The 26,328-nt window shown below is 66.1% G+C and carries 30 protein-coding genes and 1 tRNA gene; 25 read left to right on the top strand and 6 right to left on the bottom strand.

The genetic code is table 11. The annotated features are described in order from the left end of the window. The first annotated feature begins 7 nt into the window (after nt 1-7). Nucleotides 8-241, top strand: coding sequence for an RNA chaperone Hfq (gene hfq, locus ACSHZY_RS09605; protein ID WP_054303569.1), 234 nt, complete (start codon nt 8-10; stop codon nt 239-241). After that, complete coding sequence (gene hflX / locus ACSHZY_RS09610) at nt 238-1,527, top strand: GTPase HflX (protein WP_435168788.1); 1,290 nt, start codon at nt 238-240, stop codon at nt 1,525-1,527. The genes hfq and hflX overlap by 4 nt, the downstream gene beginning before the upstream one ends. On the opposite strand, the gene ACSHZY_RS09615 is transcribed toward hflX, so the two are convergent. The 4 genes from ACSHZY_RS09615 to ACSHZY_RS09630 form a co-directional block, all read right to left on the bottom strand. Further along, entirely contained in the window at nt 1,524-3,491 is a 1,968-nt protein-coding gene (locus ACSHZY_RS09615) for a glycosyltransferase family 2 protein (protein ID WP_435168535.1), read from the bottom strand. The two genes, hflX and ACSHZY_RS09615, sit on opposite strands and share 4 nt — an antisense overlap. A gap of 164 nt (nt 3,492-3,655) precedes the next feature. Next, a complete protein-coding gene (gene tig / locus ACSHZY_RS09620) occupies nt 3,656-4,990 on the bottom strand; it encodes a trigger factor (RefSeq protein ID WP_435168538.1) in 1,335 nt (444 codons plus the stop codon). A 25-nt stretch (nt 4,991-5,015) separates the two neighbouring features. Next, nucleotides 5,016-5,100, bottom strand: a tRNA-Leu gene (locus ACSHZY_RS09625). Nucleotides 5,101-5,183: 83 nt separating this feature from the next. Continuing rightward, complete coding sequence (locus ACSHZY_RS09630) at nt 5,184-6,521, bottom strand: NAD(P)H-hydrate dehydratase (RefSeq protein ID WP_435168540.1); 1,338 nt, start codon at nt 6,519-6,521, stop codon at nt 5,184-5,186. A 251-nt stretch (nt 6,522-6,772) separates the two neighbouring features. Here ACSHZY_RS09630 and ACSHZY_RS09635 point away from each other — a divergent pair, with 251 nt between their 5' ends. The 5 genes from ACSHZY_RS09635 to ACSHZY_RS09655 all read left to right on the top strand — a co-directional run bounded on the left by ACSHZY_RS09635 (nt 6,773) and on the right by ACSHZY_RS09655 (nt 10,757). Beyond that, nucleotides 6,773-7,111: a P-II family nitrogen regulator gene (locus ACSHZY_RS09635; protein WP_435168790.1), complete on the top strand. Its 339-nt coding sequence runs from the start codon at nt 6,773-6,775 to the stop codon at nt 7,109-7,111. Nucleotides 7,112-7,149: 38 nt separating this feature from the next. Then, nucleotides 7,150-8,556 (top strand): type I glutamate--ammonia ligase, encoded by a 1,407-nt coding sequence (gene glnA / locus ACSHZY_RS09640; protein WP_435168543.1) that lies wholly within the window; start codon nt 7,150-7,152, stop codon nt 8,554-8,556. A gap of 106 nt (nt 8,557-8,662) precedes the next feature. After that, the gene (gene fabD, locus ACSHZY_RS09645) at nt 8,663-9,604 is read left to right on the top strand and encodes an ACP S-malonyltransferase (protein WP_435168793.1); all 942 of its coding nucleotides are present in this window, start codon (nt 8,663-8,665) and stop codon (nt 9,602-9,604) included. 13 nt (nt 9,605-9,617) lie between these two features. Then, nucleotides 9,618-10,355, top strand: coding sequence for a 3-oxoacyl-ACP reductase FabG (gene fabG, locus ACSHZY_RS09650; RefSeq protein ID WP_435168545.1), 738 nt, complete (start codon nt 9,618-9,620; stop codon nt 10,353-10,355). Between the two features lie 168 nt (nt 10,356-10,523). Beyond that, the gene (locus tag ACSHZY_RS09655; protein WP_002719616.1) at nt 10,524-10,757 is read left to right on the top strand and encodes an acyl carrier protein; all 234 of its coding nucleotides are present in this window, start codon (nt 10,524-10,526) and stop codon (nt 10,755-10,757) included. Nucleotides 10,758-10,803: 46 nt separating this feature from the next. Here ACSHZY_RS09655 and ACSHZY_RS09660 read toward each other — a convergent pair whose 3' ends face one another. Then, complete coding sequence (locus tag ACSHZY_RS09660) at nt 10,804-13,317, bottom strand: HWE histidine kinase domain-containing protein (protein WP_435168547.1); 2,514 nt, start codon at nt 13,315-13,317, stop codon at nt 10,804-10,806. Continuing rightward, entirely contained in the window at nt 13,314-13,850 is a 537-nt protein-coding gene (locus tag ACSHZY_RS09665; protein ID WP_435168549.1) for a biliverdin-producing heme oxygenase, read from the bottom strand. The genes ACSHZY_RS09660 and ACSHZY_RS09665 overlap by 4 nt, the downstream gene beginning before the upstream one ends. A 135-nt stretch (nt 13,851-13,985) precedes the next feature. Between ACSHZY_RS09665 and fabF the strand changes: the two genes are divergently transcribed. The 18 genes from fabF (at nt 13,986) to ACSHZY_RS09755 (ending at nt 26,327) form a co-directional block, all read left to right on the top strand. Continuing rightward, nucleotides 13,986-15,248 (top strand): beta-ketoacyl-ACP synthase II, encoded by a 1,263-nt coding sequence (gene fabF, locus ACSHZY_RS09670; RefSeq protein ID WP_435168551.1) that lies wholly within the window; start codon nt 13,986-13,988, stop codon nt 15,246-15,248. After that, entirely contained in the window at nt 15,248-16,426 is a 1,179-nt protein-coding gene (gene mltG / locus ACSHZY_RS09675; RefSeq protein ID WP_435168553.1) for an endolytic transglycosylase MltG, read from the top strand. Before fabF ends, mltG begins: the two co-directional genes overlap by 1 nt. Before the next feature lie 169 nt (nt 16,427-16,595). Next, nucleotides 16,596-16,913: a hypothetical protein gene (locus ACSHZY_RS09680; RefSeq protein ID WP_435168554.1), complete on the top strand. Its 318-nt coding sequence runs from the start codon at nt 16,596-16,598 to the stop codon at nt 16,911-16,913. After that, entirely contained in the window at nt 16,870-18,213 is a 1,344-nt protein-coding gene (locus ACSHZY_RS09685) for a DNA-packaging protein (RefSeq protein WP_435168556.1), read from the top strand. Before ACSHZY_RS09680 ends, ACSHZY_RS09685 begins: the two co-directional genes overlap by 44 nt. Nucleotides 18,214-18,360: 147 nt before the next feature. Further along, entirely contained in the window at nt 18,361-19,527 is a 1,167-nt protein-coding gene (locus tag ACSHZY_RS09690; RefSeq protein WP_435168558.1) for a phage portal protein, read from the top strand. Next, nucleotides 19,524-19,757, top strand: coding sequence for a GTA head formation protein, RCAP_rcc01685 family (locus ACSHZY_RS09695; RefSeq protein WP_271973638.1), 234 nt, complete (start codon nt 19,524-19,526; stop codon nt 19,755-19,757). The genes ACSHZY_RS09690 and ACSHZY_RS09695 overlap by 4 nt, the downstream gene beginning before the upstream one ends. Before the next feature lie 2 nt (nt 19,758-19,759). Beyond that, nucleotides 19,760-20,296, top strand: a complete 537-nt coding sequence (locus tag ACSHZY_RS09700; protein ID WP_435168559.1) for an HK97 family phage prohead protease — start codon at nt 19,760-19,762, stop codon at nt 20,294-20,296. Between the two features lie 25 nt (nt 20,297-20,321). After that, nucleotides 20,322-21,500: a phage major capsid protein gene (locus ACSHZY_RS09705; RefSeq protein ID WP_435168561.1), complete on the top strand. Its 1,179-nt coding sequence runs from the start codon at nt 20,322-20,324 to the stop codon at nt 21,498-21,500. A 98-nt stretch (nt 21,501-21,598) separates the two neighbouring features. Further along, nucleotides 21,599-22,180, top strand: a complete 582-nt coding sequence (locus tag ACSHZY_RS09710; protein WP_435168562.1) for a head-tail connector protein — start codon at nt 21,599-21,601, stop codon at nt 22,178-22,180. After that, complete coding sequence (locus ACSHZY_RS09715; RefSeq protein WP_435168564.1) at nt 22,171-22,461, top strand: head-tail adaptor protein; 291 nt, start codon at nt 22,171-22,173, stop codon at nt 22,459-22,461. The genes ACSHZY_RS09710 and ACSHZY_RS09715 overlap by 10 nt, the downstream gene beginning before the upstream one ends. Beyond that, nucleotides 22,458-22,856, top strand: a complete 399-nt coding sequence (locus ACSHZY_RS09720) for a DUF3168 domain-containing protein (RefSeq protein ID WP_435168566.1) — start codon at nt 22,458-22,460, stop codon at nt 22,854-22,856. Before ACSHZY_RS09715 ends, ACSHZY_RS09720 begins: the two co-directional genes overlap by 4 nt. After that, complete coding sequence (locus tag ACSHZY_RS09725) at nt 22,857-23,273, top strand: phage major tail protein, TP901-1 family (RefSeq protein ID WP_435168568.1); 417 nt, start codon at nt 22,857-22,859, stop codon at nt 23,271-23,273. Continuing rightward, nucleotides 23,270-23,572, top strand: coding sequence for a gene transfer agent family protein (locus tag ACSHZY_RS09730; RefSeq protein ID WP_435168570.1), 303 nt, complete (start codon nt 23,270-23,272; stop codon nt 23,570-23,572). Before ACSHZY_RS09725 ends, ACSHZY_RS09730 begins: the two co-directional genes overlap by 4 nt. Continuing rightward, nucleotides 23,569-23,772 carry a rcc01693 family protein gene (locus ACSHZY_RS09735; protein ID WP_435168572.1) on the top strand — a complete coding sequence of 68 codons (204 nt, stop codon included), beginning with the start codon at nt 23,569-23,571 and terminating at the stop codon, nt 23,770-23,772. Before ACSHZY_RS09730 ends, ACSHZY_RS09735 begins: the two co-directional genes overlap by 4 nt. Beyond that, nucleotides 23,750-24,403, top strand: coding sequence for a phage tail tape measure protein (locus tag ACSHZY_RS09740; RefSeq protein WP_435168574.1), 654 nt, complete (start codon nt 23,750-23,752; stop codon nt 24,401-24,403). Before ACSHZY_RS09735 ends, ACSHZY_RS09740 begins: the two co-directional genes overlap by 23 nt. Continuing rightward, the gene (locus ACSHZY_RS09745) at nt 24,404-25,036 is read left to right on the top strand and encodes a phage distal tail protein, Rcc01695 family (RefSeq protein ID WP_435168576.1); all 633 of its coding nucleotides are present in this window, start codon (nt 24,404-24,406) and stop codon (nt 25,034-25,036) included. Next, complete coding sequence (locus tag ACSHZY_RS09750) at nt 25,033-25,908, top strand: DUF2163 domain-containing protein (RefSeq protein ID WP_435168578.1); 876 nt, start codon at nt 25,033-25,035, stop codon at nt 25,906-25,908. The genes ACSHZY_RS09745 and ACSHZY_RS09750 overlap by 4 nt, the downstream gene beginning before the upstream one ends. Beyond that, nucleotides 25,905-26,327, top strand: coding sequence for an NlpC/P60 family protein (locus ACSHZY_RS09755; protein ID WP_435168579.1), 423 nt, complete (start codon nt 25,905-25,907; stop codon nt 26,325-26,327). Before ACSHZY_RS09750 ends, ACSHZY_RS09755 begins: the two co-directional genes overlap by 4 nt. Nucleotide 26,328: the final 1 nt, after the last annotated feature.

Raw genomic sequence — 26,328 nt, forward strand, 5'->3', positions numbered from 1 at the left:
AGCACGAATGGCCGCTGATAAGCAGAACCTCCAGGATGCCTTCCTGAACCACGTCCGCAAAGCCAAGGTTCCTGTCACGATCTTCCTGATCAACGGGGTCAAGTTGCAGGGCGTCATCACCTGGTTCGACAATTTCTGCGTTCTCCTGCGTCGGGATGGACAATCGCAGCTTGTCTACAAGCACGCGATTTCGACGATCATGCCGGGCGCGCCCATCAACCTTTATGAAGGTGAAGACTGATTTCGGAACAAGATCTCCACACCACCGAGGCGGCGCCGACGCGCGCCTATGTCCTTCACCCCGACATGAAGGCGCAGCGCACGCGGCGTCTTCCGGAACATGGGCTGGCCGAGGCGGTGGCGCTGGCCGCCGCCTTGCCGGGATTGGACGTCGTGGGGGCCGATGTGGTGCGGGTGTCCAAGGCGACGCCGGCCACCCTGTTCGGGTCCGGCAAGGTCGAGGAACTGGCCCAGCGGCTGAAGGCCGAAGAGGTGGATCTGGTGCTGGTGGACGGCCCCGTGACACCGGTGCAGCAGCGCAATCTGGAAAAGGAATGGGGGGTCAAGCTTCTGGACCGGACCGGCCTGATCCTGGAAATCTTCGCCGACCGCGCGCGCACCAATGAAGGCGTGCTGCAGGTGGAACTGGCGGCGCTGTCCTATCAGCGGACGCGGCTGGTGCGCGCCTGGACCCACCTTGAACGCCAGCGCGGCGGATTCGGCTTTGTCGGCGGCCCTGGCGAGACGCAGATCGAGGCCGACCGACGCGCCATCGACGACCAGATGATCCGCTTGCGGCGGCAGCTGGACAAGGTGGTGCGGACGCGCGAGCTGCATCGCGCGGCGCGGCGCAAGGTGCCGTTCCCGATCGTGGCGCTGGTGGGCTATACCAACGCCGGCAAGTCCAGCCTGTTCAACCGCATGACAGGGGCGGAGGTTCTGGCCAAGGACATGCTGTTCGCCACGCTGGACCCGACCATGCGTGCGGTGGAGCTTCCGACCGGGTTCAACATCATCCTGTCGGACACGGTGGGCTTCATCTCGGACTTGCCGACGCAGTTGGTGGCCGCCTTCCGCGCCACGCTGGAGGAGGTGCTGGAGGCCGACCTGATCCTGCATGTCCGGGACATCGCGCATCCCGAAAGCGCCGAACAGGCGGCCGATGTGGGTGACATCCTGGACAGTTTGGGTGTCAACCCGGCCGTTCCGATGTACGAGGTGTGGAACAAGCTGGACCTTGTCGATGACACCGCGCGTGCGGCCATTCTGGACCGTGGCCGGTCGGATCGGGTCTTCCCGATCTCTGCCCTGACGGGGGAAGGGTTGCCAGCGCTGATCGAGGCGATGACGACGGCGCTGGACGACGAACGCCACGTGGAAACGGTGCTGCTGTCCTTTGCCGAAGGGCGCAAGCGGGCCTGGCTGCACGAACAGGGCGTGGTGGAGGAGGATACCGCCACCGAGGACGGGCACCGTCTGACGCTGCGCTGGTCGGCGCGCCAACGGGCCCGTTTCTCGGAGCTCTAGACTTCCTCGATCGTGACGATGGATGAGGGGATCGCCAATTCCCGCATCTGCTCCTCATACCCCTCGGATGTGCGCAACCGTTCCAGCTTCGCGGCGTACCGCTCGCGGATCATGGCCTCGGCCGCGGCCACGGCCGGGTCCTGCCGCAGCGTTGCCATCAGGGTAGCCAGACGATCCGCATGGCGCGTGGCGCTCTTGTCTTCGACCTCGTTCCGGTCGAAGCGGCGGAAATAGTCGATGTTGTACTTGTCGTGATTGTTCAGAACGTCGCCCCGCAGGCGGCGCATCAGGTATTCCTCATGCGTTTTGACGCCGTAATGGTTCACCTGCGCGAAATCGTAGCCCTTGCTTTGCCGGGTCTGGCGCCAGGTCATGATGTTGCCATCGATCGGCTTGGCCGAGCCGTTGATCCACGGAAGGCCGCGCGGGTTCGGCTTCTTTTTCTCGGCCCGGGGGCGGTGGATGGCGAGACGCAGGTAATCCTCTTTCCGGAACAGGGTCTTGACGCCGTAGCCGGGGTTGAAGTCATCGTTCGCGGCGCGGGTCAGGCGCTGCGTCACGGGTTCCGGCCCGTAATGCGGGATGTGGGAGGATCCGAAGAAGCGCCACGTGACCGCCATGGCGTCCGTGTCGGTCTCCTTCATCAGGTCGATCAGGCTGTTGACGTCGCCGCCTTCGGTCTTGATCGTCAGGAATTCGTCGAAATCCATCACCATGATGTAGTCGGAGGACTTTACCAGCGGATGCCCGGTGGCGCGTTTCAGCGCACGCGACTGGGGCGGCAGTTCCCGCATGGGGCCGTTTTCCATGCGCGTCACCAGCCCTAGGGCGGCCAGCGCGTCCAGCATCTCATCCGTGCCGTCGGTGCAGTCGTTGGTGTAGGCGAGGATGTCGGTGAAGCCCAGAAGGTGGTGATAGGCCACCCATTCCAGAACATAGGGGCCTTCGTCCTTGGCCATCGTGACGAGCGTGATGCGCCCGTATTTCGAAGCGTTCGGCCCGTCGGGCAGCGCCGCCTTGCGGGCGTCCAGATCGTTCAGGAAGGCGTCCGGGTCCAGCTTGACGGTGGCCTTGCGTTCGGCCTGTTCCTTTTCGTCCTTGGCCTCGCGCGGTTTCTTTTCCTTCGGCGCCGGGGCGGGCAGGCTGTCGTAATCGGCCAGATCATGGTCGATCAGGTAGGTGCCCAGCCAGCTGGTCGCCGGGGGCAGGCCGCCCGGCATGCCGCCGGTGTATTTGCGCAGCCAGCGGGAATAAAGGTGCACCGACAGGCTGCCCTCACGCTCCAACTGTTCTTCAAGGCGTTCGCGTTCCGGCGGCTTCACAAGGCGCTTGCGGTCGTTGAAGGCGACGGGGAAGAAGGTGTTGGTGGGCTGGGCCTTCGCGATCTCTCCGCTGTCTTGGGCGAACCAGGTCAGCGCTTCGGGGCCGGTGGAGCCCCAGGACAGGCTTTCCAGACGCACGGCGACGCCTTCGGACCGCTTCTGTTCCAGTTCGCGCCGGAACTTGCCCTTGGACCATGGGGGGATCGGGAAGTCGGCCGTCAGGAAGTCCATCATGGCTTTCAGGGTCTGCGAGTCCGCGGGCAGGCCCATGATGGCGTTGCCCAGAAGCAGGCGGTCCTCACGCTCGTGCCCGATGAACCAGCGCAGGTCGGCGGGGAAGGGTTGCAGGGCGATCACGTCGGTGTCGGCCCAGACATTGCCTTCCTGCGCGATCATGCGCACGCGGAACACGTCGGCGTGGATGGCAGGGCTTTGGGCCTTGTCGTGCATCAGGATGCGGTCGGTGTCCCACACCTCGCGCGCGTTCACGACATGCGCGCCTTCGGGCACGTTCGGCACGTCCTCATAGGTGTAGAGGGTGTAGTCGTGGCCCAGCCGAAGGAAGGATTTTATCGAGGCGATTTCCATCCATGACAAGGGGCCACCGATCCAAAGCGATCCGATCCGTGCGCGTTCCGTCATGACATCCTTCCCTGGCCCGGTCCTGCACGATGATTGGACGCTGGGCCCCCGCACTGTCAAGGCGTGAACGGCCGCTTTGGGACAATCGCGGCCTGCAACCGCCGACGGCACAAAAGAAAAGAGCCGCCCCGAAGGGCGGCTCCCGCATCCGATCCGGAAGGAAATCAGATCTCGTCGAGCGCGTCGATCGCGGTCTGAAGCTCTTCTTTCGAGACTTCCTTGTCCGTCACGGTTGCGCCGGACACGATGTGATCGACGACCTTGTCTTCGAACAGCGGCGCGCGCAGCTGCTGCTGCATCTGCGGGTTCTTCTGCACGAACTCGAAGAAGGCACGTTCCTGGCCGGGGTACTGGCGGGCCTGGTTCAGGACGGCTTGCGTCATTTCCTGATCCGTCACCTGCACGTCGGCCTTGCGGCCGATCTCGGCCAGCAGCAGGCCCAGACGCACGCGGCGGACGGCCAGCTTCTGATGCTCGTCCGTCGGCTCGATGCTGCCGTGGTTGTGGTCGTGATCGTCCGGATGCTCTTCATGATACAGCTGGTGGGCGATCTGGCCGGCTTCGGCTTCGACCAGCGACGGGGGAAGGTCGAAGCTGACCATGCCGTCCAGCTGGTCCAGCAGGGCGCGCTTCATGACGGCGCGCGAGGCACCGGCGTATTCCGCTTCCAGACGGCCCGAGATCTGGGCCTTCAGGGCGGCCAGGTCTTCCGCGCCGTATTTCTTGGCCAGCTCGTCGTTCAGTTCGGCTTCGGCCGGGGCCTTGACGGCCTTCACCTTGCACTCGAACAGGGCTTCCTTGCCGGCCAGGTGCGAGGCGCCGTAGTTCTCGGGGAAGGTGACCTTCACCTCGACGTCGTCATCGGCCTTGGCACCGACCAACTGCTCTTCAAAACCCGGGATGAACGAGCCCGAGCCGAGAACGAGCGGATAGTCCTCGGCGGTGCCGCCTTCGAACACTTCGCCGTCGACCGAACCCTTGAAGTCGATCACGATCTGGTCGCCGTCCTTGGCCTTGGAGCCTTTCTTGCGATCCGCGAAGGTCTGGGCCGAGGAGGCCAGGTTCTTCAGCGCTTCGTCGACGGCCGAATCATCGGCCTTCACGACCAGACGCTCCAGCGTGACGGAGGAGGTGTCGAGGTCCGGGATCTCCGGCAGGGCCTCGTAGGTCATTTCGACCACGACGTCCTGACCTTCCTTCCACTCCTCGCCGCCGACCATCTTGACGTCGGGCTGCAGGGCGGGGCGGTCGCCGGTCTTTTCGAAGTGATCCTTCATCGCGCCGTCGATGGCGTCCTGCATGGCATCGCCGAGGATGCGCGGGCCGAACTGCTTTTTCAGCATGGCCATCGGGACCTTGCCCTTGCGGAAGCCCTTCATCTCGATCTCGGGCTGCGCCTCGATCAGCTTTTCCTGCACCTTGGCGTCAAGGTCGGCCGCCGGAACGGTGATCGTGTAGCTGCGTTTCAGACCTTCGTTCAGGGTCTCGGTGACCTGCATGTGATCGTCCTTCTCAAACCTTTTGTGGTGCGGGTGGAGGGACTTGAACCCCCACGCCTTGCGGCGCCAGAACCTAAATCTGGTGCGTCTACCAATTTCGCCACACCCGCAAACCGTCAGGCCGCCCGGATGGGCGGCCCGCTGTCCGCAGCCTTCTAGCAAAGCGCATGCGCGGATGCGAGAGCAAAAAGCGTCACATGCCCAGCTTGCGGAAGACCTTTGGCAGGAGGTTGGGAAGATCCTCGGCGATCAGTCCAGGTCCGAACTGGCGCGCGCATTCGATGTGCAGCCAAGCGCCGGTTTCGGCGGCGTCGAACGGAAACCAGCCGCGCGCCAGCAGGCCCGTGATCATGCCCGCCAGAACATCGCCGGCGCCGGCCGTGGCCAGCCACGGGGCCGAACGGTCGTGAGAGGCGTGGACCAGCACCGTGCGGCCTGACGGATCGGCGATGACCGTGTCATGTCCCTTCAGCAGCACCGTGCAGTTGGCGCGACGGGCCGCGGCGCGCACGGCCTCCGGCTTGGACATGGGCCCGTCAGGTGGGGCCGTCTGCAGGGCTTGGGCGAGATCGGGAAACAGGCGGGAAAACTCGCCAAGGTGGGGGGTGAGGACGCAATCCGGGTGCAGGTCCGTCATGTCGGCGGCCAACGCGGTCAGCGCGTCGGCGTCCAGCACGGTGTAACGCCTTGCCCGCAGGGCCGCGGGCAGGAGGGCCTTCGCACGCTCCACCCCCAGGCCGGGGCCGAGGCAGAGGGCGTTGATCCGCTCGTCGTGAAGCATGCCCTCCAGCGTCTGGGGATCGTCCGCAGGGCGCAGCATGATCGCGTCCAGCCCCGCGGCATGTTCCGGAATGGCCGGGGCGGGCGGGGCCAGCGTCACCAACCCTGCGCCGATCCGCAATGCGGCGCGCGCCGACATCCGTGCTGCGCCGCCATGACCAGGCAGGCCGCAGACCACCAGCGCATGGCCATAGTCGAACTTGTGGCCGCCGGATTTGCGCAGGGCGGCGAGGTCGGGTTGACCCAGATGCAGATCGGCCGTGACGGGCAGGCCAAGGTCGACGACATGAAGGTGGCCGGTGAGGTCCGGCCCCTCGGCCAGGTAATGGCCGGGCTTGGCTGTGTGGAAGGTGACGGTCAGGTCGGCCCTGATCCTTGGCACGACGGCGTGGCCGGTGTCCGTGTCCAGGCCTGTGGGGATGTCGATCGCGACGATGCGGGCGGAAGGACACTCGATCGGAAGCGGGCGGGGGTGGCCGATGCCCAGAAGGGCGTCGATGACCAGTTCGGGCTGGTCGACCGGGGTGCTGGTGACCTGCGCCTGCTTGGCCTGCGCCTCGGCGGTGCGTGGGGGTGCGAGGGGCCTAACCCCTACCGGCCAGCCGAGTTCGTGAAGAAGGCGGGCTACGACATAGCCGTCGCCGCCGTTGTTTCCGGGACCGCAGAGAACCAGCGTGCGAGGTGGAGTGAGGGCGTATTCCGGCCAGTGCGCCAGGATGGCCCCCACCACGGCATGACCGGCGCGTTCCATGAGGTCCGCCGGTTCTGCCTGTCCTGAGGCGAAAGCGGCGGCTTCCATGCTTCTGATTTGGGCAGAAGTGCAAAGTGCGGTCCGGGTTTCGTGGCCCATGTTGACATCCTGCATGTTTTTTGTGCGCGACGCCGCATGATTGTGCGGTGCCGTCAGGTTTTCCAGCTTCTCGGCGGCCGTTACACTCTCGACAATTGTCCCTGCGCTGCGAAAGTGGTCAGAGACGGAAAACGAGAGCGGAGAGTCGGCCGATGAAGAAAGTTGAGGCGATCATCAAGCCCTTCAAGCTGGATGAAGTGAAGGAAGCGCTGCAGGCGGCCGGTGTCCAGGGGCTTTCCGTCACGGAAGTGAAGGGGTTCGGGCGCCAGAAGGGCCACACCGAACTGTATCGCGGCGCCGAATATGTTGTCGACTTCCTGCCCAAGGTGAAGATCGAGGTCGTCATTCCCGATGATCTGGTCGATGCCGCGGTCGAGGCCATCGTCCAGGCCGCCCGCACCGAAAAGATCGGCGACGGCAAGATCTTCGTCAGCCCGGTTGAACAGGCCATCCGCATCCGCACCGGTGAAACCGGCGACGACGCGGTCTGACCATCCATTATCAAGTTTCACGGAGGGATAGAAACCTGATGAACGTCCAAGAAGTTCTGAGCCTGATGAAGGACGAGGAGGTCGAATATGTCGACATCCGCTTCACCGATCCGAAGGGCAAGCTGCAGCACGTGACGCTGGTCGCCGACCTGGTCGATGAAGACTTCTTCGAAGAAGGCTTCATGTTCGACGGTTCGTCCATCGCGGGCTGGAAGTCGATCGACCAGTCGGACATGAAGCTGATCATCGATCCGGCTTCGGCCTATATCGACCCGTTCTATGCGGAAAAGACGCTTTGCGTGCATTGCAACGTGGTGGAGCCCGACACGAACGAGCCCTATGACCGCGACCCGCGCGGCACTGCCGTGAAGGCCGAGGCCTACCTGAAATCCTCGGGGATCGGCGACGCGTTCTATTGCGGTCCGGAAGCCGAGTTCTTCATCTTCGACGACGTCCGCTATTCCGTCACGATGAACAAGGTGTCGTTCCAGGTGGACGCGATCGACGCGTCCTGGAACACCGACACCGTGTACGAGGGCGGCAACACCGGCCACCGTCCGGGCGTCAAGGGCGGCTATTTCCCGGTCAACCCGATCGACGACGCGCAGGACCTGCGCGGCGAGATGCTGTCCACCATGAAGCGCATGGGCATCAAGGTCGACAAGCACCACCACGAGGTCGCGTCCTGCCAGCACGAGCTGGGCATGATCTTTGGCGGTCTGGTCGAGCAGGCCGACAACATCCAGAAGTACAAGTACGTCATCCACAACGTCGCGCACGCCTATGGCAAGACCGTGACGTTCATGCCGAAACCCATCAAGGGCGACAACGGCACCGGGATGCACGTGAACATGTCGATCTGGAAGGACGGCAAGCCGCTGTTCGCCGGTGACAAGTATGCCGACCTGAGCCAGGAAGCGCTGTTCTTCATCGGCGGCATCCTGAAGCACGCCAAGGCGCTGAACGCGATCACCAACCCGTCGACGAACAGCTACAAGCGTCTGATCCCGGGCTTCGAGGCACCGGTTCTGCGCGCGTATTCGGCCCGCAACCGTTCGGGCTGCGTCCGTATTCCGTGGACGGAATCGCCGAAAGCCAAACGTGTGGAAGCCCGCTTCCCCGACCCCTCGGCAAACCCCTACCTGTGCTTTGCAGCGCTGCTGATGGCCGGCCTGGACGGCATCAAGAACAAGATCGATCCGGGTCCGGCGTCGGACAAGGACCTCTACGATCTGCCGCCGGAAGAACTGGCCTCGATCCCGACCGTCTGCGGCTCGCTGCGCGAGGCGCTGGAGGAGCTGGAGAAGGACCACGAGTTCCTGCTGGCCGGCGACGTGTTCACGCGCGACCAGCTGGAAGGCTACATGGCGCTGAAGTGGGAAGAAGTGTACGCCTACGAGCATACGCCGCACCCGATCGAGTACCAGATGTACTACAGCTGCTGATGCAGCCGAGGCCGCCCTTCGGGGCGGCCTTTTTCGTTGAAAGATGGGCTTTGGTTGCGGTTCGGGGCCCGGCGGGCTATCCCAGACAAAACCGCGAAGGAGCCTTATCATGCGTGCGTTCGTCTTCCCCGGGCAGGGTGCCCAGACTATCGGCATGGGCCGTGCCCTGGCCGACGCCTATCCTGCGGCAAAGGCCGTGTTCGAGGAGGTGGACGAGGCGCTGCAGGAAAAACTGTCCGCCCTGATCTGGGATGGCGACATCGACACCCTGACCCTGACGCTGAACGCCCAGCCTGCGCTGATGGCGACGTCGATCGCCGCGATGCGCGCGCTGGAGGCCGAGGGAATCACCGTGGAGGCCGCGGATTTCGTGGCCGGCCATTCGTTGGGGGAATATTCGGCGCTGTGCGCGGCGGGATCGCTGACGCTGACCGACACGGCGCGCCTGCTGCGGGCGCGGGGAGCGGCGATGCAGGAAGCCGTGCCGCTGGGCGTGGGCACGATGGCCGCGATCCTGGGGCTGGACTTCGAGACGGTGATGGCCGTGGCCGAGGAGGCCGCGCAGGGCGAGGTCTGTCAGGCGGCCAATGACAATGATCCCAGCCAGGTGGTCGTGTCCGGTCATGTCGCCGCGGTGGAGCGGGCGATGGAGATCGCAAAGGCGCGCGGGGCGAAGCGCGCCCTGCTGTTGCCCGTGTCGGCACCGTTCCACTGCGACCTGATGCAGCCTGCCGCCGCAGCCATGTCGGATGAACTCGCAGCCGTGGTGATCAGCGCGCCGAAGGTGCCCGTGGTCGTCAACGTCCGGGCCGAGGCGGTGACCGAGCCCGACCGGATCCGCGCGCTGCTGATCGCGCAGATCACCGGATCGGTGCGCTGGCGCGAGTCGGTACAGTACATGGAAGGCGCCGGCGTCACCCAGTTCTGGGAGATCGGCGCGGGCAAGGCCCTTTCGGGGATGATCAAGCGGACGGCGAAGGGCGCGGAAACGCGCGCGGTCGGCACCCCCGAGGATGTGGCGGCGGCCAAGGCCGTGCTGAACGTATAACAAGGAGCAGACAATGTTCGATCTGACGGGCAAGAACGCGCTGGTGACCGGCGCATCGGGTGGCATCGGGGCCGACATCGCGCGCGCGTTGCACAAGGCGGGCGCGGTCGTGGCGCTGTCGGGCACGCGCGAGGCGCCGCTGGCGGAACTGGCGGCGGAGCTGGGGGAGCGGGCGCATGTCGTGACCTGCAACCTGTCGGACGCGGCCGCCGTGGAAGCGTTGCCGAAGGCGGCCGCGGAGGCCATGGGCTCGATCGACATCCTGGTGAACAATGCGGGCATCACGCGCGACAACCTGGCGATGCGGATGTCGGACGAAGAATGGCAGTCGGTGATTGACGTGAACCTCACCTCCACCTTCCGGCTGTGCCGGGGCGTGCTGCGCGGGATGATGAAGGCGCGGTGGGGGCGGATCGTCAACATCACCTCCATCGTGGGGGCGACGGGCAATCCGGGGCAGGTGAACTATTCCGCCGCCAAGGCCGGGATGGTGGGCCTGTCGAAAAGCCTCGCATTGGAGGTGGCGAGCCGTGGGATCACCGTGAACTGCGTGGCGCCGGGCTTCATCGCGACCGCGATGACCGACAAGCTGAACGACGACCAGAAGGGCCGCATCCTGGCCCAGATCCCGTCGGGACGCATGGGAAACCCTGCAGAGATCGCCGCCGCGGTGCTGTATCTGTCCAGTTCCGAGGCGGGCTATGTGACCGGTTCGACGCTGCACGTAAACGGCGGCATGGCCATGCTTTAATAACGCTTGAAAGCGTTTGCCTTGCCACATAACCCTTGCTATAGCGCGCTTTGAGACCACGGGGGCGGCAACGCCACCGGGGCACCCCGTCGCGCTGTCGGGACAACCGCCCTTTCGGGCAATGACAACTGGGACGGGACCGCTCCCGCAACGAATGAGGACATGGACATGAGCGACATCGCAGATCGCGTGAAGAAGATCGTCGTCGAGCATCTGGGCGTCGAAGAGGAAAAAGTGACCGAGAACGCGTCGTTCATCGACGATCTGGGCGCTGACAGCCTCGACACCGTCGAGCTGGTGATGGCTTTCGAAGAAGAGTTCGGCATCGAGATTCCGGACGACGCTGCCGAGACGATCCAAACCTTCGGCGACGCCGTGAAGTTCATCTCGGAAGCGGCCTGAAACCCTTCCCGACCCAAAGGAAGAGGCGCCCCGCGGGGCGCCTTTTTCATTTGCGGAAGGCGGTGGCCAAGGCCTCGATCAGGTTCTCGGCGTCGTAGGGCTTGCGCACGATCGGCACGGTGCGCATCGTTTCCGGCAGGGCGGAGGTTTCGTCGTAGCCCGTGGCGAAGACGAAGGGCGTTCCGCGCCCCCGCAGCGCCTCGGCCACGGCGACGGAGGTTTCGGAGCCGAGGTTCACGTCCAGCATCGCCAGTTCGATGCCGCCGGTTTCCACCAGCTCCAGCGCCTGCGCGACGTTGCGGGCAAGGGAGATGCGCTTAAAGCCCGCTTCCTCCAGCATCGCCTCCACATCCATGGCGATCAGGAGCTGGTCTTCCAGAAGCAGCACATGCGCGTCTTCGGGCACGGTGGGGGTGGCCACGCGGGCGGTGGCGGGGGTGGATGGCATGGCAGTCTCCTCAAACCGGACGAAACGGGCGGGAAGCACGAATTCGGCTTCCACCCCTGTGGGGCGATAATCTATAAATGAACGGCCGCCCAGATCGAAGGGCAGGGAACGTTCCAGAAGCAGCGAGCCGAAGCCGCTGCGGCCGGGCGTGACGACGGCAGGGCCACCGCTTTCGCGCCATTGGACAATGCAGTCGCCGTCGTCGGACCGGGACCAGATCACCTCCAGCCGGCCGCCGGGGCGGGACAGGGCGCCGTATTTGGCGGCGTTGGTCGCCATTTCGTGCAGGACCTGGGCCATGACGGAAAAGCCGCGACTGTCGAGCACGGCTTCGGGACCTTCGAGGCGCATGACCGAGCTGCCGCGATAGGGGGCGAGTTCGGCCTGCAGGAGGGCCGAGAACGAGCCGCCGCCATCGCCCCGCATCACCTGGTCATGGGCGTAGGACAAGGCTTGGATGCGCCCCTTGAGAGAGGTGATGTAGGATTCGAGCGTGCGGCCTTCCTCCACCGGATGACCGATCACGGATTTTATGACCGCGAGGATGTTTTTCACGCGGTGGTTCAGCTCGTCGTTCAGGACGCGTTGGCGAAGGGCGGCGCGATCGCGTTCCTCGGCCAGAAGTTCGTTGTGGAGGAGGACGATCTCCACCAACGTGGTGCGCAGGGCGCGAGCGGTTTCGAGGTCGTCGTCGCTCCACGGGCGGGAACGGCGGTGCACCTCCTCTTTCCACAGGGCGAAGCTGTGGCGCGGGGTCAGCCGATCGCCCAGGGGGCCCGTTTCATAGGTCTTCTCGGGGTTGCCGGCCCAGTTCAGGGTGCGGATCTGTTCCTGACGGAAGAACAGGATCCAGTCGCGGGGGATCTGCGACACGGGAATGGCCAGAAGGCCTGCCGCCTTCGATTGAAACTGCTCCGCCCCCGGAACGTGATCGGCCAGGCAATCGGTGAACCAGAAGCCGTTTTCCGTTTGCGGGGTGATCTGGGCCAGGATCCGGTCGATCTCCGCGAGGTCGGGGACGCTTCCCGTTGTCGTGTGATGGTCGTTCATCTTCACCACGACGCCGTCGCATTCCAGCAGACGTGCCAGATCCTCGATTCCTTTGGCCAGCAGGTGCTGGACGTCGTGCGAGGCGTCGAGGCGGGACAGCTTCTGCATCTGCGTCCGTGTCCGGGTCGCCCGGTCCAGCTTGCGCTTGCGCAAAAGGGCGCCGAGGTGGAGGGACAGGAACTCTCCGAACATCTCGGCCGCGACGCGCACGGCCATGGTCAGGGTGTGGGGGGCGTAGTGGTGGCAGGCGATCAGGCCCCAAAGAACGCCGTCCACGATGATGGAGATCGACATGGAGGCGCCGACGCCCATGTTGCGCAGGTATTCGCAATGGATCGGCGACACCGACCGCAGATGCGCCTGCGACAGGTCGAGCGGCTGGCCGAGGAAGCGTTCGGGCGTGATGGGAATGCGATCGGCCGAAACGTCGGAGATGACGCGGATCGTGTTGGTCAGGTAGAGCCGCCGCGCCTGCGCCGGAATGTCAGCGGCGGGGAAGTGCTGGCCCAGAAAGGATTCGAGATGGGGGGCCTTCTCCTCGGCGATGACGCAGCCGGAGCCGTTGCGGGCCAGTTCGTAGACCATCACCCGGTCATAGCCGAGATGGGCGCGAATCAGGCGCGCCACCTCGGCCAGGAGGGTGTCGATATCCTCGAACGCGGCGATGCGGTCCATCATCAGGCGGGCCAGTTGCAAAGGCGGGTTCGCGGTGGAGGCGGATTCCAGTTCCACCAAGGTGGCGAAGCCGTTGCTGTGGAGGGCCATGTCCACGTGCCGGCCGGACGGAAGCGCCACATCGAACATCAGGACGGGGCGGGTCTGGTTGGCGGCCAGGGTCAGCGCGTCCTGAAGCCGGCCGGCGACGGCCGTGCCAAGGATCTGGGCCGGCGTCTCGCCGTTGCGCACCCCTTCGCAGCCCAGAAGCTGGGCGCTGTTGGCGGAATGCTGCTGCAACCGCTGCATCTGCAGGTCGAAGGCGAGAAGGGCGCCATGAGGTTGGATGGTGCCCGGGATGTGGATCGGCTCGCGGTCGCAATTGGTGAGGGTGACGGGTTCGTTCATGTCAGCTCCTTGGCGAACGCGTCGCGGGCGAGATCAAACGTGAGGGTGGCGCCATGGGCCGCCTGATCTGCGTCGAAGGGGGTGGCACTGTCGAGGAGGGGCAGGAAGGCCGTCCAGTTGGCGACGTTCCCCGACAGATGGCGCGCGCCAAACGTGGCGTCGAAGCCGAGGGACAACGCGCGCTTTCGCAGGATCTGGCTGCCGAGGGCCGCCCCTTCCAGCACGTAAAGGCGGCCGATGAGGGCGCTGCCGGACAAGGCGGGGGCGGCCGACACCTCGGGCAGGGGAAGGCCGAGGTCGGCCATGTCGCGGCGAAGGTCGTCCAGCAGGCGGCGCGGGTGCCAGTGGCCGTGGTCTACGCCCGTCAGACCGGGTTCCACGGCCGCCCGGAAGCGGTAGTTCGACCGAAGATAGGACAGATAGCTTTCGCGGGTGTCGAAGCCGCCCACGGTCGTGTCCAGTGCGTGATGGGCCGCGGCCGTTGCGTCGCGCAACTGCCACCGCCGGTCGGAAAGTCGTGCCGTCTGATCCATGGCGCGAAATTAGCGGTCGGGGGCCTGCGCGCAAGGGCTGTTTCTGCGCACTGGCGCGCAAGCGCATGTGGCTTATGTTGCAGGGCTGTGCCGGCGCGTGTATCACGCGCGAAAGTTTTCGGAAGGAAGTTCTGCATGCGTCGTGTTGTCGTCACGGGTCTTGGTCTTGTCACGCCGCTTGCGTCGGGCGTCGAGGAGACGTGGACGCGTCTTCTGGAAGGGCAGTCCGGAGCGGGCACGATCACCCGCTTCGATCCGGTCAATGTTGTCACGAAATATGCCTGTGAAGTTCCGCGCGGCGACGGGACAGACGGGACCTTCAACCCGGACGACTGGATGGAGCCGAAGGACCAGCGCAAGGTCGACGACTTCATCATCTATGGAATGGCGGCGGCGGTGCAGGCCGTGAAGGACGCGGGTTGGGAGCCCGAGGACGAGGAAGGCCGGGAGCGCACGGGCGTGATGATCGGGTCGGGGATCGGGGGGCTGTCCACGATTGCCGAGACGGCCGTCCTGATCAAGGAGAAGGGTGCCAAACGCGTGTCCCCGTTCTTCATTCCGGGGTCGCTGATCAACCTCGTGTCCGGGCAGGTGTCGATCCGTTTCGGCTTCAAGGGGCCGAACCATGCGGTCGTGACGGCCTGCTCGACGGGTGCGCATGCCATTGGCGACGCCGCGCGATTGATCGCCTTCGGCGATGCGGACGTGATGGTGGCAGGGGGGGCTGAAAGCCCGATCAGCGAGATCGGGATCGCGGGCTTCAACGCCTGCAAGGCCTTGTCGACGAAACGTGCGGACGAGCCGTCGAAGGCCAGCCGTCCCTATGACGCCGACCGTGACGGTTTCGTCATGGGCGAAGGCGCGGGGATCGTCGTGCTGGAGGAATACGAGCACGCGAAGGCGCGCGGCGCGAAGATCTATGCCGAGGTGCTGGGCTATGGCATGTCGGGCGACGCCTATCACATCACCGCCCCGGCCGAGGATGGCGATGGCGGGTACCGGGCCATGACCGCCGCGCTGAAGCGGGCGGGGATCGACGCGTCGCAGATCGACTACATCAACGCGCATGGCACGAGCACCATGGCCGACACGATCGAACTGGGCGCGGTGGAGCGGCTGCTGGGCGATCATGCGGCGAACGCCACGATGAGCAGCACGAAATCGTCCATCGGCCACCTTCTGGGGGCCGCGGGTTCGGTGGAGGCGATCTTCTGCGCGCTGGCCATCCGTGACCAGATCGCGCCGCCGACCATCAACCTTGATACGCCGGCGGTGGAGCCGAAGCTGGATCTGGCACCGAACAAGGCGGTGAAGCGCAAGATCGACGTGGCGCTGTCGAACTCGTTCGGGTTTGGCGGAACGAATGCAAGCCTCGTTCTGGGGCGGGTGCGCGACTGATGTGGAAATCCGTCGCCTCCAACGCGCTGACGCTGTTCATCGTCATTCTGGTTTTCGTGGCGGGGCTGGTTGGGTGGGGGCGGCAGACGTTCTTTGAGCCCGGTCCGCTGGCGCAGGCCATCTGCCTGCGCGTGGAGCGGGGCGATTCCACGGCGGCCGTGGCGGATGCGCTGGCGGCGCAGGGGGCGATCGAGAACACCTACGTGTTTCGGATCGGGGCGGATTATTCCGAGAAGGCCGGCAAGGAAAAGTTCGGGAGCTATCTGATCCCGGCCCGCGCGTCGATGCCGCAGATCCTGGACATCGTGACGGCGGGCGGGCAATCGACCTGCGGGCGCGAGATCAATTATCAGATCGGCGTGGCGAACGCCCAGATGGTGTTGCGCGACCTGAACCCGGCAACGGGGCGGTTCGAGGAGGTCGCGAAATACGATCCGGCCGCTGGGGAAGCGCCCGAAGCGTTTGCCGATGTGGAGGGCGAGGATCTGCGCCTGCGTGTGACTTTGGCCGAAGGTGTGACGAGCTGGCGCGTGGTCGACAGTTTGAAGCGTGCGGACTTCCTGACGGGGGATGTGGCGGAGGTGCCCGCCGAGGGCAGCCTTGCACCGGACAGCTATGAGGTCGAGGACGGCCAGGTGCGCGGCGAGTTGCTGGCCGAGATGGCCGAGCGGCAGACGCTGATCCTTGCGGATCTGTGGGCGGGTCGTGACGAGGGGTTGCCGTACGAGACGCCGGAGGAGGCGCTGGTCATGGCCTCCATCGTGGAAAAGGAAACAGGGATCGCAAGCGAGCGGCCGATGGTCGCGAGCGTTTTCGTGAACCGGCTGCGGGACGGGATGCGTTTGCAGACCGATCCGACCGTGATCTATGGCGTGACCAAGGGCGAAGGCGTGCTGGGGCGCGGGCTGCGGGCCAGCGAATTGCGGGCGCGCAACCCCTACAACACCTATGTCATCGACGGGCTTCCGCCGACGCCCATCGCCAATCCGGGGCGGTTGAGCATCGAAGCGGCGCTGCATCCGGCGGAGTCGGACTATGTGTATTTCGTGGCGGACGGTTCGGGCGGCCATGTGTTTGCCCAAACGCTGGAGGAGCACAACGCCAACGTGGTCAAGTGGCGCGCGATCGAGCGGGAGCGCGGGCAGGCACCGGCCGGGGGCGTGCAAACCGGAGACTGAACGAAAGGTAAACGCCCCGCTCGCGCAAGGTATTGAAATCATTTGACTTTGCGCGCGGTTTGGGGTATTCCTTCTTGCATGCTGGAAGACTGGACGAACGGCCTCGGGGGTGACCCCGCGGGCCGTTTTTTCATTGGCTCGTGCGGGCAGCATGAGAGGCGGGACGGGCATGAACATGGATCTCTCCATCGGAGAAGCTTCGCGAGTGGATCTGCTTGCGGAGACTGAGAGGCTTTATCGCGAGGTTGCCGAGGAGCTTGCCGTGGCCACGCGCCGCGTCAGCGAAGGCGATCTGGGAGAAGTGGCGGGGGCGGTGCGGGCCGTGAAGGACCTGCGCGCCGCGTTCCAGATGGTGATGGATGAAAGGACACGGGTTGAGAAACTTCGCAAGCAGACTGGCGACGTCGTCAGCGACCACGTCCTCGACCTTGGGGCCGCACGCGATGAGATCGGGCGGCGCCTGGCTCGCCTCCGCGACGCAGGATGAGGTGGATGCGTTTCTGGGTGGGCTGGAGGACAATGCGCTGATGGCATTGCCGTGGCTGTTCGACTTCTGGGCGCTGGCGCATCAGCTGCCGCCCGACGGCGCGTGGAAGAGCTGGGTGATCATGGGAGGGCGCGGGGCGGGGAAGACCCGCGCCGGTTCCGAATGGGTGCGGGCGGAGGTGGAGGGGGCACGGCCGACCGACCCTGGCCGTTCGCACCGCGTGGCGCTGGTGGGGGAAACCATCGACCAGGTGCGCGAGGTGATGGTGTTCGGGGAAAGCGGGATCCTTGCCTGTTCGCCCCCAGACCGGCGGCCCGTTTGGGAGGCAGGGCGGCGGCGGCTGGTCTGGCCGAACGGGGCGGTGGCGCAGGTGTTTTCGGCGCATGAGCCGGAGAGCTTGCGCGGGCCGCAATTCGACGCGGCCTGGGTGGACGAGCTGGCCAAGTGGAAGAAGGCCGAGGAAACCTGGGACATGCTGCAGTTCGCGCTGCGGCTGGGGGATCATCCGCGGCAGGTGATCACGACCACGCCACGCAATGTGGGGGTGTTGAAGACGATCCTGAAGAACCCCTCCACCGTGGTAACGCATGCGCCAACGGAGGCGAACCGTGCCTGGTTGGCGGCGAGCTTCCTGGAAGAAGTGCGGGCACGTTACGAAGGCACGCGGTTGGGGCGGCAGGAGCTGGATGGCGTTTTGCTGGAGGATGTGGAGGGGGCCTTGTGGACGACGCCGGCGCTGGAGGCGGGACGTCTGGACCGGGCGCCGAAGCTGGACCGTATCGTGGTGGCGGTGGATCCGCCGGTGACAGGGCATGCGGGATCGGACGAATGCGGGATCGTGGTCGTGGGGGCGGTGACGGAGGGTCCGCCGCAGAACTGGCGCGCCGTGGTGCTGGAGGATGCGAGCGTCACGGCGGCGAGTCCGGATGCCTGGGCGCGGGCGGCTTTGGCAGCCATGGAGCGGCATGGGGCGGACCGGCTTGTGGCAGAGGTGAACCAGGGGGGCGATCTGGTGGAGACCGTGATTCGGCAGATCGATCCGCTGGTGCCGTTCCGGGCGGTGCGGGCAACCAAAGGCAAGGTGGCGCGGGCGGAGCCGATCGCGGCGCTTTATGAGCAGGGGCGGGTGAAGCACTTGCGGGGATTGGCGCGGCTGGAAGACCAGATGTGTCGCATGACGGTGCGGGGCTATGACGGGAAGGGCTCGCCCGACCGGGTGGATGCGCTGGTCTGGGCGGTGTGGGAGCTGATGGTAGAGCCGTCCACGGTCTATCGGCGGCCGCAGATCCGAGGACTGTAGGGCACCGCGCGGAGGTCTTAAGCGGCGTTAACCCTTTCGCCGTAGATTGCCTTCAACGGACAAGGAAGTCCGGTTCTGACAACGAAGACGAAGCGGCCGCGCCCCCTTGGCGCGGGCCGGAGGCGGCTTGCCCGGATGGAGGTGCGGATGTTCGATTTCCTGAAGCGGGGCGCGGCGCAGGTGCCGGAGGCGAAGGCCTCGGCCACCGGGCCCGTGATCTCGTATCAGAGTTCGGGGCGCGTGGCGTGGAGCCCGCGCGACACGGTGAGCCTGACGAAGACCGGGTTTCAGGCGAATCCGATCGCGTTCCGGGCGGTGAAGCTGATCTCGGAAGCGGCGGCGGCGCTGCCGCTTGTATTGCAGGATGCGGAGCGGCGTTACGACCTGCATCCGGTTCTGGACCTGATGCGCCGGCCGAATGCGGCGATGGGGCGGGCCGAATGGTTCGAGGCCTTGTACGCGCAGCTTCTTCTGTCGGGCAATGCCTATCTTGAGGCGGTTCCAGGGGCGCTGCTGCCGGGCGAGCTGCACGTGCTGCGGTCCGACCGGATGAGCCTGGTGCCGGGGCCGGACGGTTGGCCTGTCGCCTACGACTACACGGTGGCGGGGCGGAGCCTGCGGTTCGACATGACGGGGGGCTTCCAGCCGATCTGCCATATCAAGAGCTTCCACCCGCAGGACGACCATTACGGGCTGTCGCCGATGCAGGCGGCGGCGGTGGCGCTGGATGTCCACAACTCGGCCTCTCGGTGGTCGAAGGCATTGCTGGACAATGCGGCGCGGCCGTCGGGGGCCATCATCTACAAGGGCGTGGATGGACAGGGCGCGCTGTCGACGGACCAGTACGACCGGCTGGTGACCGAGATCGAGATGAACCATCAGGGCGCGCGCAATGCCGGGCGGCCGATGCTTCTGGAAGGTGGGCTTGACTGGAAGCCAATGGGGTTCAGCCCGTCGGACATGGAGTTCCACGAGACGAAACTGGCGGCGGCGCGCGAGATTGCCATCGCCTTCGGGGTGCCGCCCATGATCCTGGGGATTCCGGGAGATGCGACCTATGCCAACTATCAGGAAGCGAACCGTGCCTTCTATCGGCTGACGGTGTTGCCCTTGGCGGCGAAGGTGGGGGCGGCGGTGTCGCACTGGTTGTCGTCGTTCAGTGGCGAGGAGGTCGAGTTGCGGCCGGATCTGGATCAGGTGCCGGCCTTGGCGGCGGAGCGTGATCAGCAATGGGCGCGCGTGGGCGAGGCGGACTTCCTGACCGTGGCCGAGAAGCGGATGCTTCTGGGGCTGCCGAGGGTTCCGGAGGAATGAGGGAAACCGGATCGCGCTTTTTGTACGACAGTTTCGATGCGGCCTCGGCGCGCATCGAGGCGAATGAGCGCGTGTCCGAGCAACGCTGGACGGGGCTGGAATACCGTCTTGTCCAGATCGAGGGCACGCTGGACCGGCTGGAGCGGCGCGTCTGGCTGGGGGTGTACGGTGTCGCGGCGTTTCTGCTGACGCAAGGGGCGGAAGCGCTGATCCAATCGGCGATGAGGTGAGGATGAACGAGATTTACGGAGCGCCCGAGCGCAAGTTCCACGCCACCGGCACGCTGGAGGTGCGGGGCGGCGTGATCGAGGGCTATGCCTCGCGGTTCGGGTTGCGCGACCAGGGGGGCGACGTGGTTCTGCCCGGCGCCTATGGCGGCAGCCTGGCGCGGCTGGGTGACCGGCGCGTGAAGATGCTGTGGCAGCACGATGCGGGCGAGCCCATCGGCGTCTGGGACGAGGTGCGCGAGGATGGGACCGGCCTGTTCGTGAAGGGCCGCATCCTGTCCGAGGTGGCGCGGGGCCGCGAGGCGATCGCGTTGCTGGACGCCGGGGCCATCGACGGTCTGTCCATCGGCTATCGCACCGTGCGGGCCGAACGGGATGCCAAGGGCCGGCAGTTGGCGGAGCTGGATCTGTGGGAGGTGTCGCTTGTGACCTTCCCGATGCAGGTGGAAGCCCGCGTACAGGCCAAGAGCGACGATTTCCACGGCTGGCGCCAGGTCGCCGCCGTGATCCGCGAGGCGACGGCCGAGATCGCCGCCCGCTGAGGATTTCACGACAATGGAGGGTGAAATGACCGAGACGAAGTCACGGGCCGGGGAAGATCCGGCTGCCGAAATGGCCGTGGCCATGAGTGGGTTCATCAATGAACTCAAAGGCTTCAAGACCGACGTATCCAAATCGCTTCAAAAACAGGAAGAGCGACTGACCATGCTGAACGCCAAGACGATGTCCTATGGCCGCCCGGCCCTTTCCACCGCCGCCGAGGTCGAGGTGCCGCATCAGAAGGCCTTCAACGCCTATCTGCGTTCGGGCGACGATGACGGGCTGCGTGGCCTGGCGCTGGAAGGCAAGGCGCTGAGCACCTCGGTCGCGGCGGATGGCGGTTATCTGGTCGATCCGCGCACGGCGGAGACGATCCGTTCGATGCTGGTGTCCACTGCATCCATCCGCGCCATCGCCAACGTGGTGAACGTGGAGGCCAGTTCCTACGACGTGCTGATCGACCGTTCGGAAGTGGGTTCGGGCTGGGCCACCGAGACCGCAGGCCTGACGGAGACGGCGACGCCGGCGATCGAGCGCATTTCCATCCGTCTGCACGAGCTGTCGGCCATGCCGAAGGCGAGCCAGCGCTTGCTGGATGACAGCGCCTTCGACGTGGAAGGCTGGCTGGCCGGCAAGATCGCCACGCGCTTCATGCGGGCGGAATCGGCGGCCTTCGTGTCGGGTGACGGCGTGGACAAGCCGACCGGCTTCCTGACGGCGGCGAAGGTGGCGAACGCCTCCTGGACGTGGGGCAGCCTTGGCTATGTCACCTCGGGTGCGGCGTCGGACTTCGCTTCGACCAACCCGGCGGATTGCATCGTGAACCTGGTCTATTCGCTGCAGGCGCAGTACCGGGCGAACGCGAACTTCGTCATGAATTCGAAAACCGCCGGTGCCGTGCGCAAGATGAAGGACGCCGATGGCCGCTTCCTGTGGTCGGATGGTCTGGCGGCAGGCCAGCCCGCGCACCTGATGGGCTATCCGGTGCTGATCTGCGAGGACATGCCCGACATCGCGGCCAACGCCTATGCGATCGCCTTTGGTGATTTCGCGGCCGGTTACACCATCGCCGAGCGTCCGGATCTGCGTCTGCTGCGCGATCCCTTCTCGGCCAAGCCGCACGTGCTGTTCTACGCCACCAAGCGCGTCGGCGGCAACGTCACCGATTACGCGGCGATCAAGCTGCTGAAATTCGCGACCTCGTAAGAGGTTCGTGAATGGGCGCCGCCACCGTGCTTTCCAGCTGTCCCCTCCGTTCGAGCGGTGCGGTGGCGGCGCCCCCCTTTCAACATTGAGGAGTTGCGATGAACCTGATCGAGGAACGTCCGGTCGCGGCCCAGGCGCTGCCCATCGCCGCACTGAAGGAGCATCTGCGACTGGGCACCGGGTTCGCGGATGACGGTTTGCAGGATCGTCTTGTGGAAAGCCATCTGCGCGCGGCCCTCGCCGCCGTCGAGGGGCGGATCGGGAAGGCGCTGATCGCGCGGTCCTTCCGTCTGGTGCTGAACCGGTGGCGGGATGGCGTGTCGCAGGCCTTGCCCTTGGCACCCGTGTTGTCGGTTCAGGCGCTGCGCGTGGGTGGTGCCGAGGTGGCGCCGGCGGCGTGGTGGCTGGCGCAGGATATGCACCGTCCGCGCCTGGTGGGCCGGTCGGGCCTTCCCGCGATCCCCGAGGGGAAGACGGCCGAGATCGTGTTCACCGCCGGTTTCGGGGCTTGGGATGCGGTGCCGGCGGATCTGACGCAGGCCGTGATGCTGCTGGCGGCGGAATATTACGAGGTGCGCCATGAGGCCGGGCTGCGCGTGTCGGCCTTGCCGATGCAGGTCGCAACCTTGATCGAACGTTGGCGGATCGTGCGCGTGTCGGGAGGTGCGATATGCGGATGAATCGCGCGCTGGTTCTGGAAGCCCCCGTCGACGTGCCGGACGGCGCCGGTGGGCGCAGCCGGACTTGGGCCGCGCTGGGCACGCTTTGGGCGGACGTTCAGGCGGGGGCTGTACGGGACGGCGTTGTGGCCCTGAAGGTGCGGGTGCGGGCGGCGGCGGTGGATGCGCCTTCGCGCCCCGTGGTCGGACAGCGGTTTCGCGTGGGGGACCGGGTGTTTCCCATCCTGGGGGTGACCGAGGAGGAACGGGTCCTGACCTGCCATGCGGAGGGTGAGCTGTGAGCTATACCACCGCGGCGGCGCTTCAGGCCGCGATCCACGGGCGTCTGACGGCGGCGCTGGATGTGCCGGTTCTGGACGCCGCGCCGGACGGGGAGCCGGGCACCTGGGTTTTGATCGGGCCCGAGGATGTGCGGGACCGTTCCGACAAGAGCGGCGCCGGGGCCGAGCACCGGCTGGTGCTGAGCGTTGTGTCCGATGCCGAAGGATTTTTGCGGGCCAAGGGGGTGGCGGGGGCGATCTGCGACGCGCTGACCCCTCCGATGCAGATGACGCGGGGCCGGATCGCGGCCCTGTGGTTCGACCGGGCGGTGGCGCGGCGTCTGGACGCCGGACGCACCCGCCGCATCGACCTGACCTTCCGAGCGAGGGTCGAAGACAGCACAGGAGAGGCGTAGATGGCCGTTCAGAACGGAAAAGACCTGCTGATCAAGCTGGACATGACGGGCGACGGGCAGTTCGAGACGGTGGCGGGGCTGCGGGCCTCGCGCATCAGCTTCAACGCCGAGACGGTGGATGTCACGAGCCTGGAAAGCAGCGGCGGCTGGCGGGAGTTGCTGGGCGGGGCGGGAGTGCGTTCGGCCTCGCTGTCCGGGTCCGGAGTGTTTCGGGATGCCGCGACGGATGAACGGGCGCGGCAGATCTTCTTTGATGGCGAGGTGCCGAACTTTCAGGTGGTCATTCCGGGTTTCGGCGTCGTGCAGGGCGCGTTCATGATCACCGCAATCGAATATGCCGGCAGCTACAATGGCGAGGCGACGTACGAGATGACCATGGCCTCGGCCGGGGCGCTGACGTTCACGGCGCTGGCATGAACCCCTTTGCCGGAGAGGTGGCACTGGTCATCGACGGGCAGCGCCATGTGGCCAAGCTGACGCTGGGGGCGCTGGCCGAGCTGGAGACGGTGTTGCAGGCCGACAGCCTGATCGCGCTGATCCAGCGGTTCGAGGAGGGACGCTTCACCACCCGCGACGTGCTGGCCGTGGTTGTGGCCGGGTTGCGGGGAGGCGGCTGGTCGGGGCAGGCCTCGGACCTGATGACGGCGGAGATCGCGCCGGCGGAGGCCGCCCGGTCGGCGGCGCTGCTTTTGGCGCGCGCCTTCGCCCTGCCATGATCGACTGGTCGGGCCTGATGCGGGCGGGGCTGCACGGTCTGGGCCTGCAACCGGACCAGTTCTGGCGCCTCACGCCCCTGGAACTGCGGATCATGCTGGGGGCCGAGCAGGCGGCCCCGCTTTCCCGCGCGCGGCTGGAGGAACTGGCCCGCGCTTTCCCCGACAAAGGAGATGACCTTGGCCGAGATCGAGGATCTTGAGGAACAGGTGATTGCGCTGGAAACGACGCTGGGTTCGGTGTCCGGAATGGTTGGCACCTTTGAGGGCGAGCTGTCGCGGATGCGCGACACGATGACCTTCACAGGCCGGGAGGCCGAACGGCTGTCGAGCAGCATCGGCGGGGGTGTCCGGAACGCGTTCAACGGGCTGGTCTTTGACGGCGACAAGCTGTCGACCGCGTTGAAGTCCATCGGCGAGTCCATCACGCAGGCCGTCTACAAGACGGCGACGAAGCCGGTGGAGAACGCGATGGGCTCTCTCATCACGGGCGGGATGAACGCGCTGATGGGGAATGCCATGCCCTTCGCCAAGGGCGGCGCCTTCAGCCAAGGGCGGGTGATGCCGTTCGCGAAGGGTGGCGTCGTGTCGTCGCCGGTAAGCTTTCCGATGCGCGGGGCGACCGGCCTGATGGGCGAGGCGGGGCCGGAAGCGATCATGCCGCTGACGCGCGGGGCGGATGGGCGGCTCGGTGTCGCCTCCCAGGGCGGCGGGCGGGCCGTCAACATCACCATGAACGTAAACACGCCCGACGTGGCGGGCTTCCAGCGCAGCCAAGGGCAGATCGCGGCGCAGGTCAGCCGGGCATTGTCGCGCGGGCAAAGGAACAGGTAGATGGCATTTCACGAGATACGTTTTCCGGCGAACCTGTCTTTCGGATCGGTGGGCGGGCCAGAGCGGCGCACGGACATCGTGACGCTGGCCAACGGGTTCGAGGAGCGCAACACCCCTTGGGCCCATGCGCGGCGTTATTACGACGCGGGCCTCGGGCTGCGGTCGTTGGATGATGTGGCCTCGCTGATCGCGTTCTTCGAGGCGCGGCAGGGGCGGCTGCACGGGTTCCGCTGGAAGGACTGGTCGGATTTCAAGTCCTGCCTGCCGTCGGGGACGGTCGGGCCGCGCGACCAGTTCGTGGCGCGGGGGGACGGGCAGACGGCGACGTTCCAGCTGGTGAAGACCTACCCGTCCGGTGCGCAGAGTTATGACCGCGTGATCTCCAAGCTGGTGGAGGGGACGGTGCAGGTGGCGCTGGGCGGCGACACGAAGGTGGCGGGGCTGGATTTCACGGCCGACGTGCAGACCGGCACCATCACCTTCGCCCTGGCGCCTGCCGTAGGGGCCGAGATCCGCGCGGGATTCGAATTCGACGTGCCGGTGCGGTTTGATACGGACCGCATCCAGACCTCCGTTTCCTCGTTTCAGGCGGGGGAGGTGCCGAGTGTTCCGATCGTGGAGGTGCGGGTATGAGCCTGTCCGAGCATCTGGCGCTGGGCGCCACGACGACGTGCCGTGCCTGGGCGGTGACGCGCCGGGACGGCGTGACGCTGGGCTTTACCGATCACGACCGGGATCTGGCGTTCGAGGGGGTGGTGTTCCTCGCCTCTACCGGGGTGACGGCGCGGGCGTTGCAGCAGTCGACCGGCCTTTCGGTGGACAACAGCGAGGCCGTGGGTGCGCTGACCGAGGGGGGCGTGACGGAGGTGGACATCTTGGCAGGCCGCTATGACGGGGCCGAGGTGCGCTGCTGGCTGGTGAACTGGGCGGACGTGGCCCAGCGCCGGCTGGAGTTTCGCGGGCAGATCGGAGACATCACCCGGGCCGGCGGCGCGTTTCAGGCCGAGCTTCGCGGGCTGGCCGATCTGCTGAACCAGCCGCAGGGACGGGTCTTCCAGCGCGGTTGTTCCGCCGTTCTGGGGGACAAGGCGTGCGGGGCGGACTTGACGAAAGCCGGTTATGCGGCCGAGGTGGCGGTGGAAGCGGTGGAGGATCGCCGCGTGTTCACCTTTGGTTCCTTGATCGCGTTTGAGGACAGATGGTTCGAACGCGGCCGGTTCCGCGTGCTGTCGGGGCAGGCCGAAGGCGTGATCGGCGTGGTCAAGAACGACCGGCTTCACGCGGATGGGCGGCGGGTGGAGTTGTGGCAGGCGCTGGGCCCCGCCATCGCCGTCGGTGATCGCGTCCGGATCGAGACGGGTTGTGACCGCCGCGCCGAGACGTGCCGGCTGAAATTCGCGAACCTTCAAAACTTCCAAGGCTTTCCGCACATTCCCGGAGAAGACTGGCTGGCGTCCTATCCCACCTCGGGGGCGTCGAATGATGGGGGGAGCCTGTTCCTATGAACCCCTATGTGACCGAGGCGCGGCGTTGGATCGGCACGCCCTACCTGCATCAGGCCGACACCTGCGGGGCGGGCACTGACTGTCTGGGTCTGGTGCGGGGGGTGTGGCGTCACGTTCTGGGGGCGGAGCCGGAAATGGTTCCGCCCTATACGGCCGACTGGTCGGAGCCTTCGGGCGACGAGGTGCTGTGGCGGGCGGCGGGGCGCTGGCTGGTTCCGCAGCCGGACCTGAGCCCGCAGACCGGCGACGTGCTGTTGTTCCGCATGCGCGCCAGCGGCGTGGCCAAGCATCTTGGCATCTTCAGCGGCGACGCCCGGTTCATCCATGCCTATACGGGGCATGGGGTCATCGAGAGCCCGCTTTCGACCCCTTGGGCGCGCCGTCTCGTGGCCCGCTTCGCGTTTCCTGAAAGGACCTGAC

The organism is Falsirhodobacter sp. 1013 (genome assembly GCF_051195255.1).
GTDB lineage: Bacteria > Pseudomonadota > Alphaproteobacteria > Rhodobacterales > Rhodobacteraceae > Falsirhodobacter.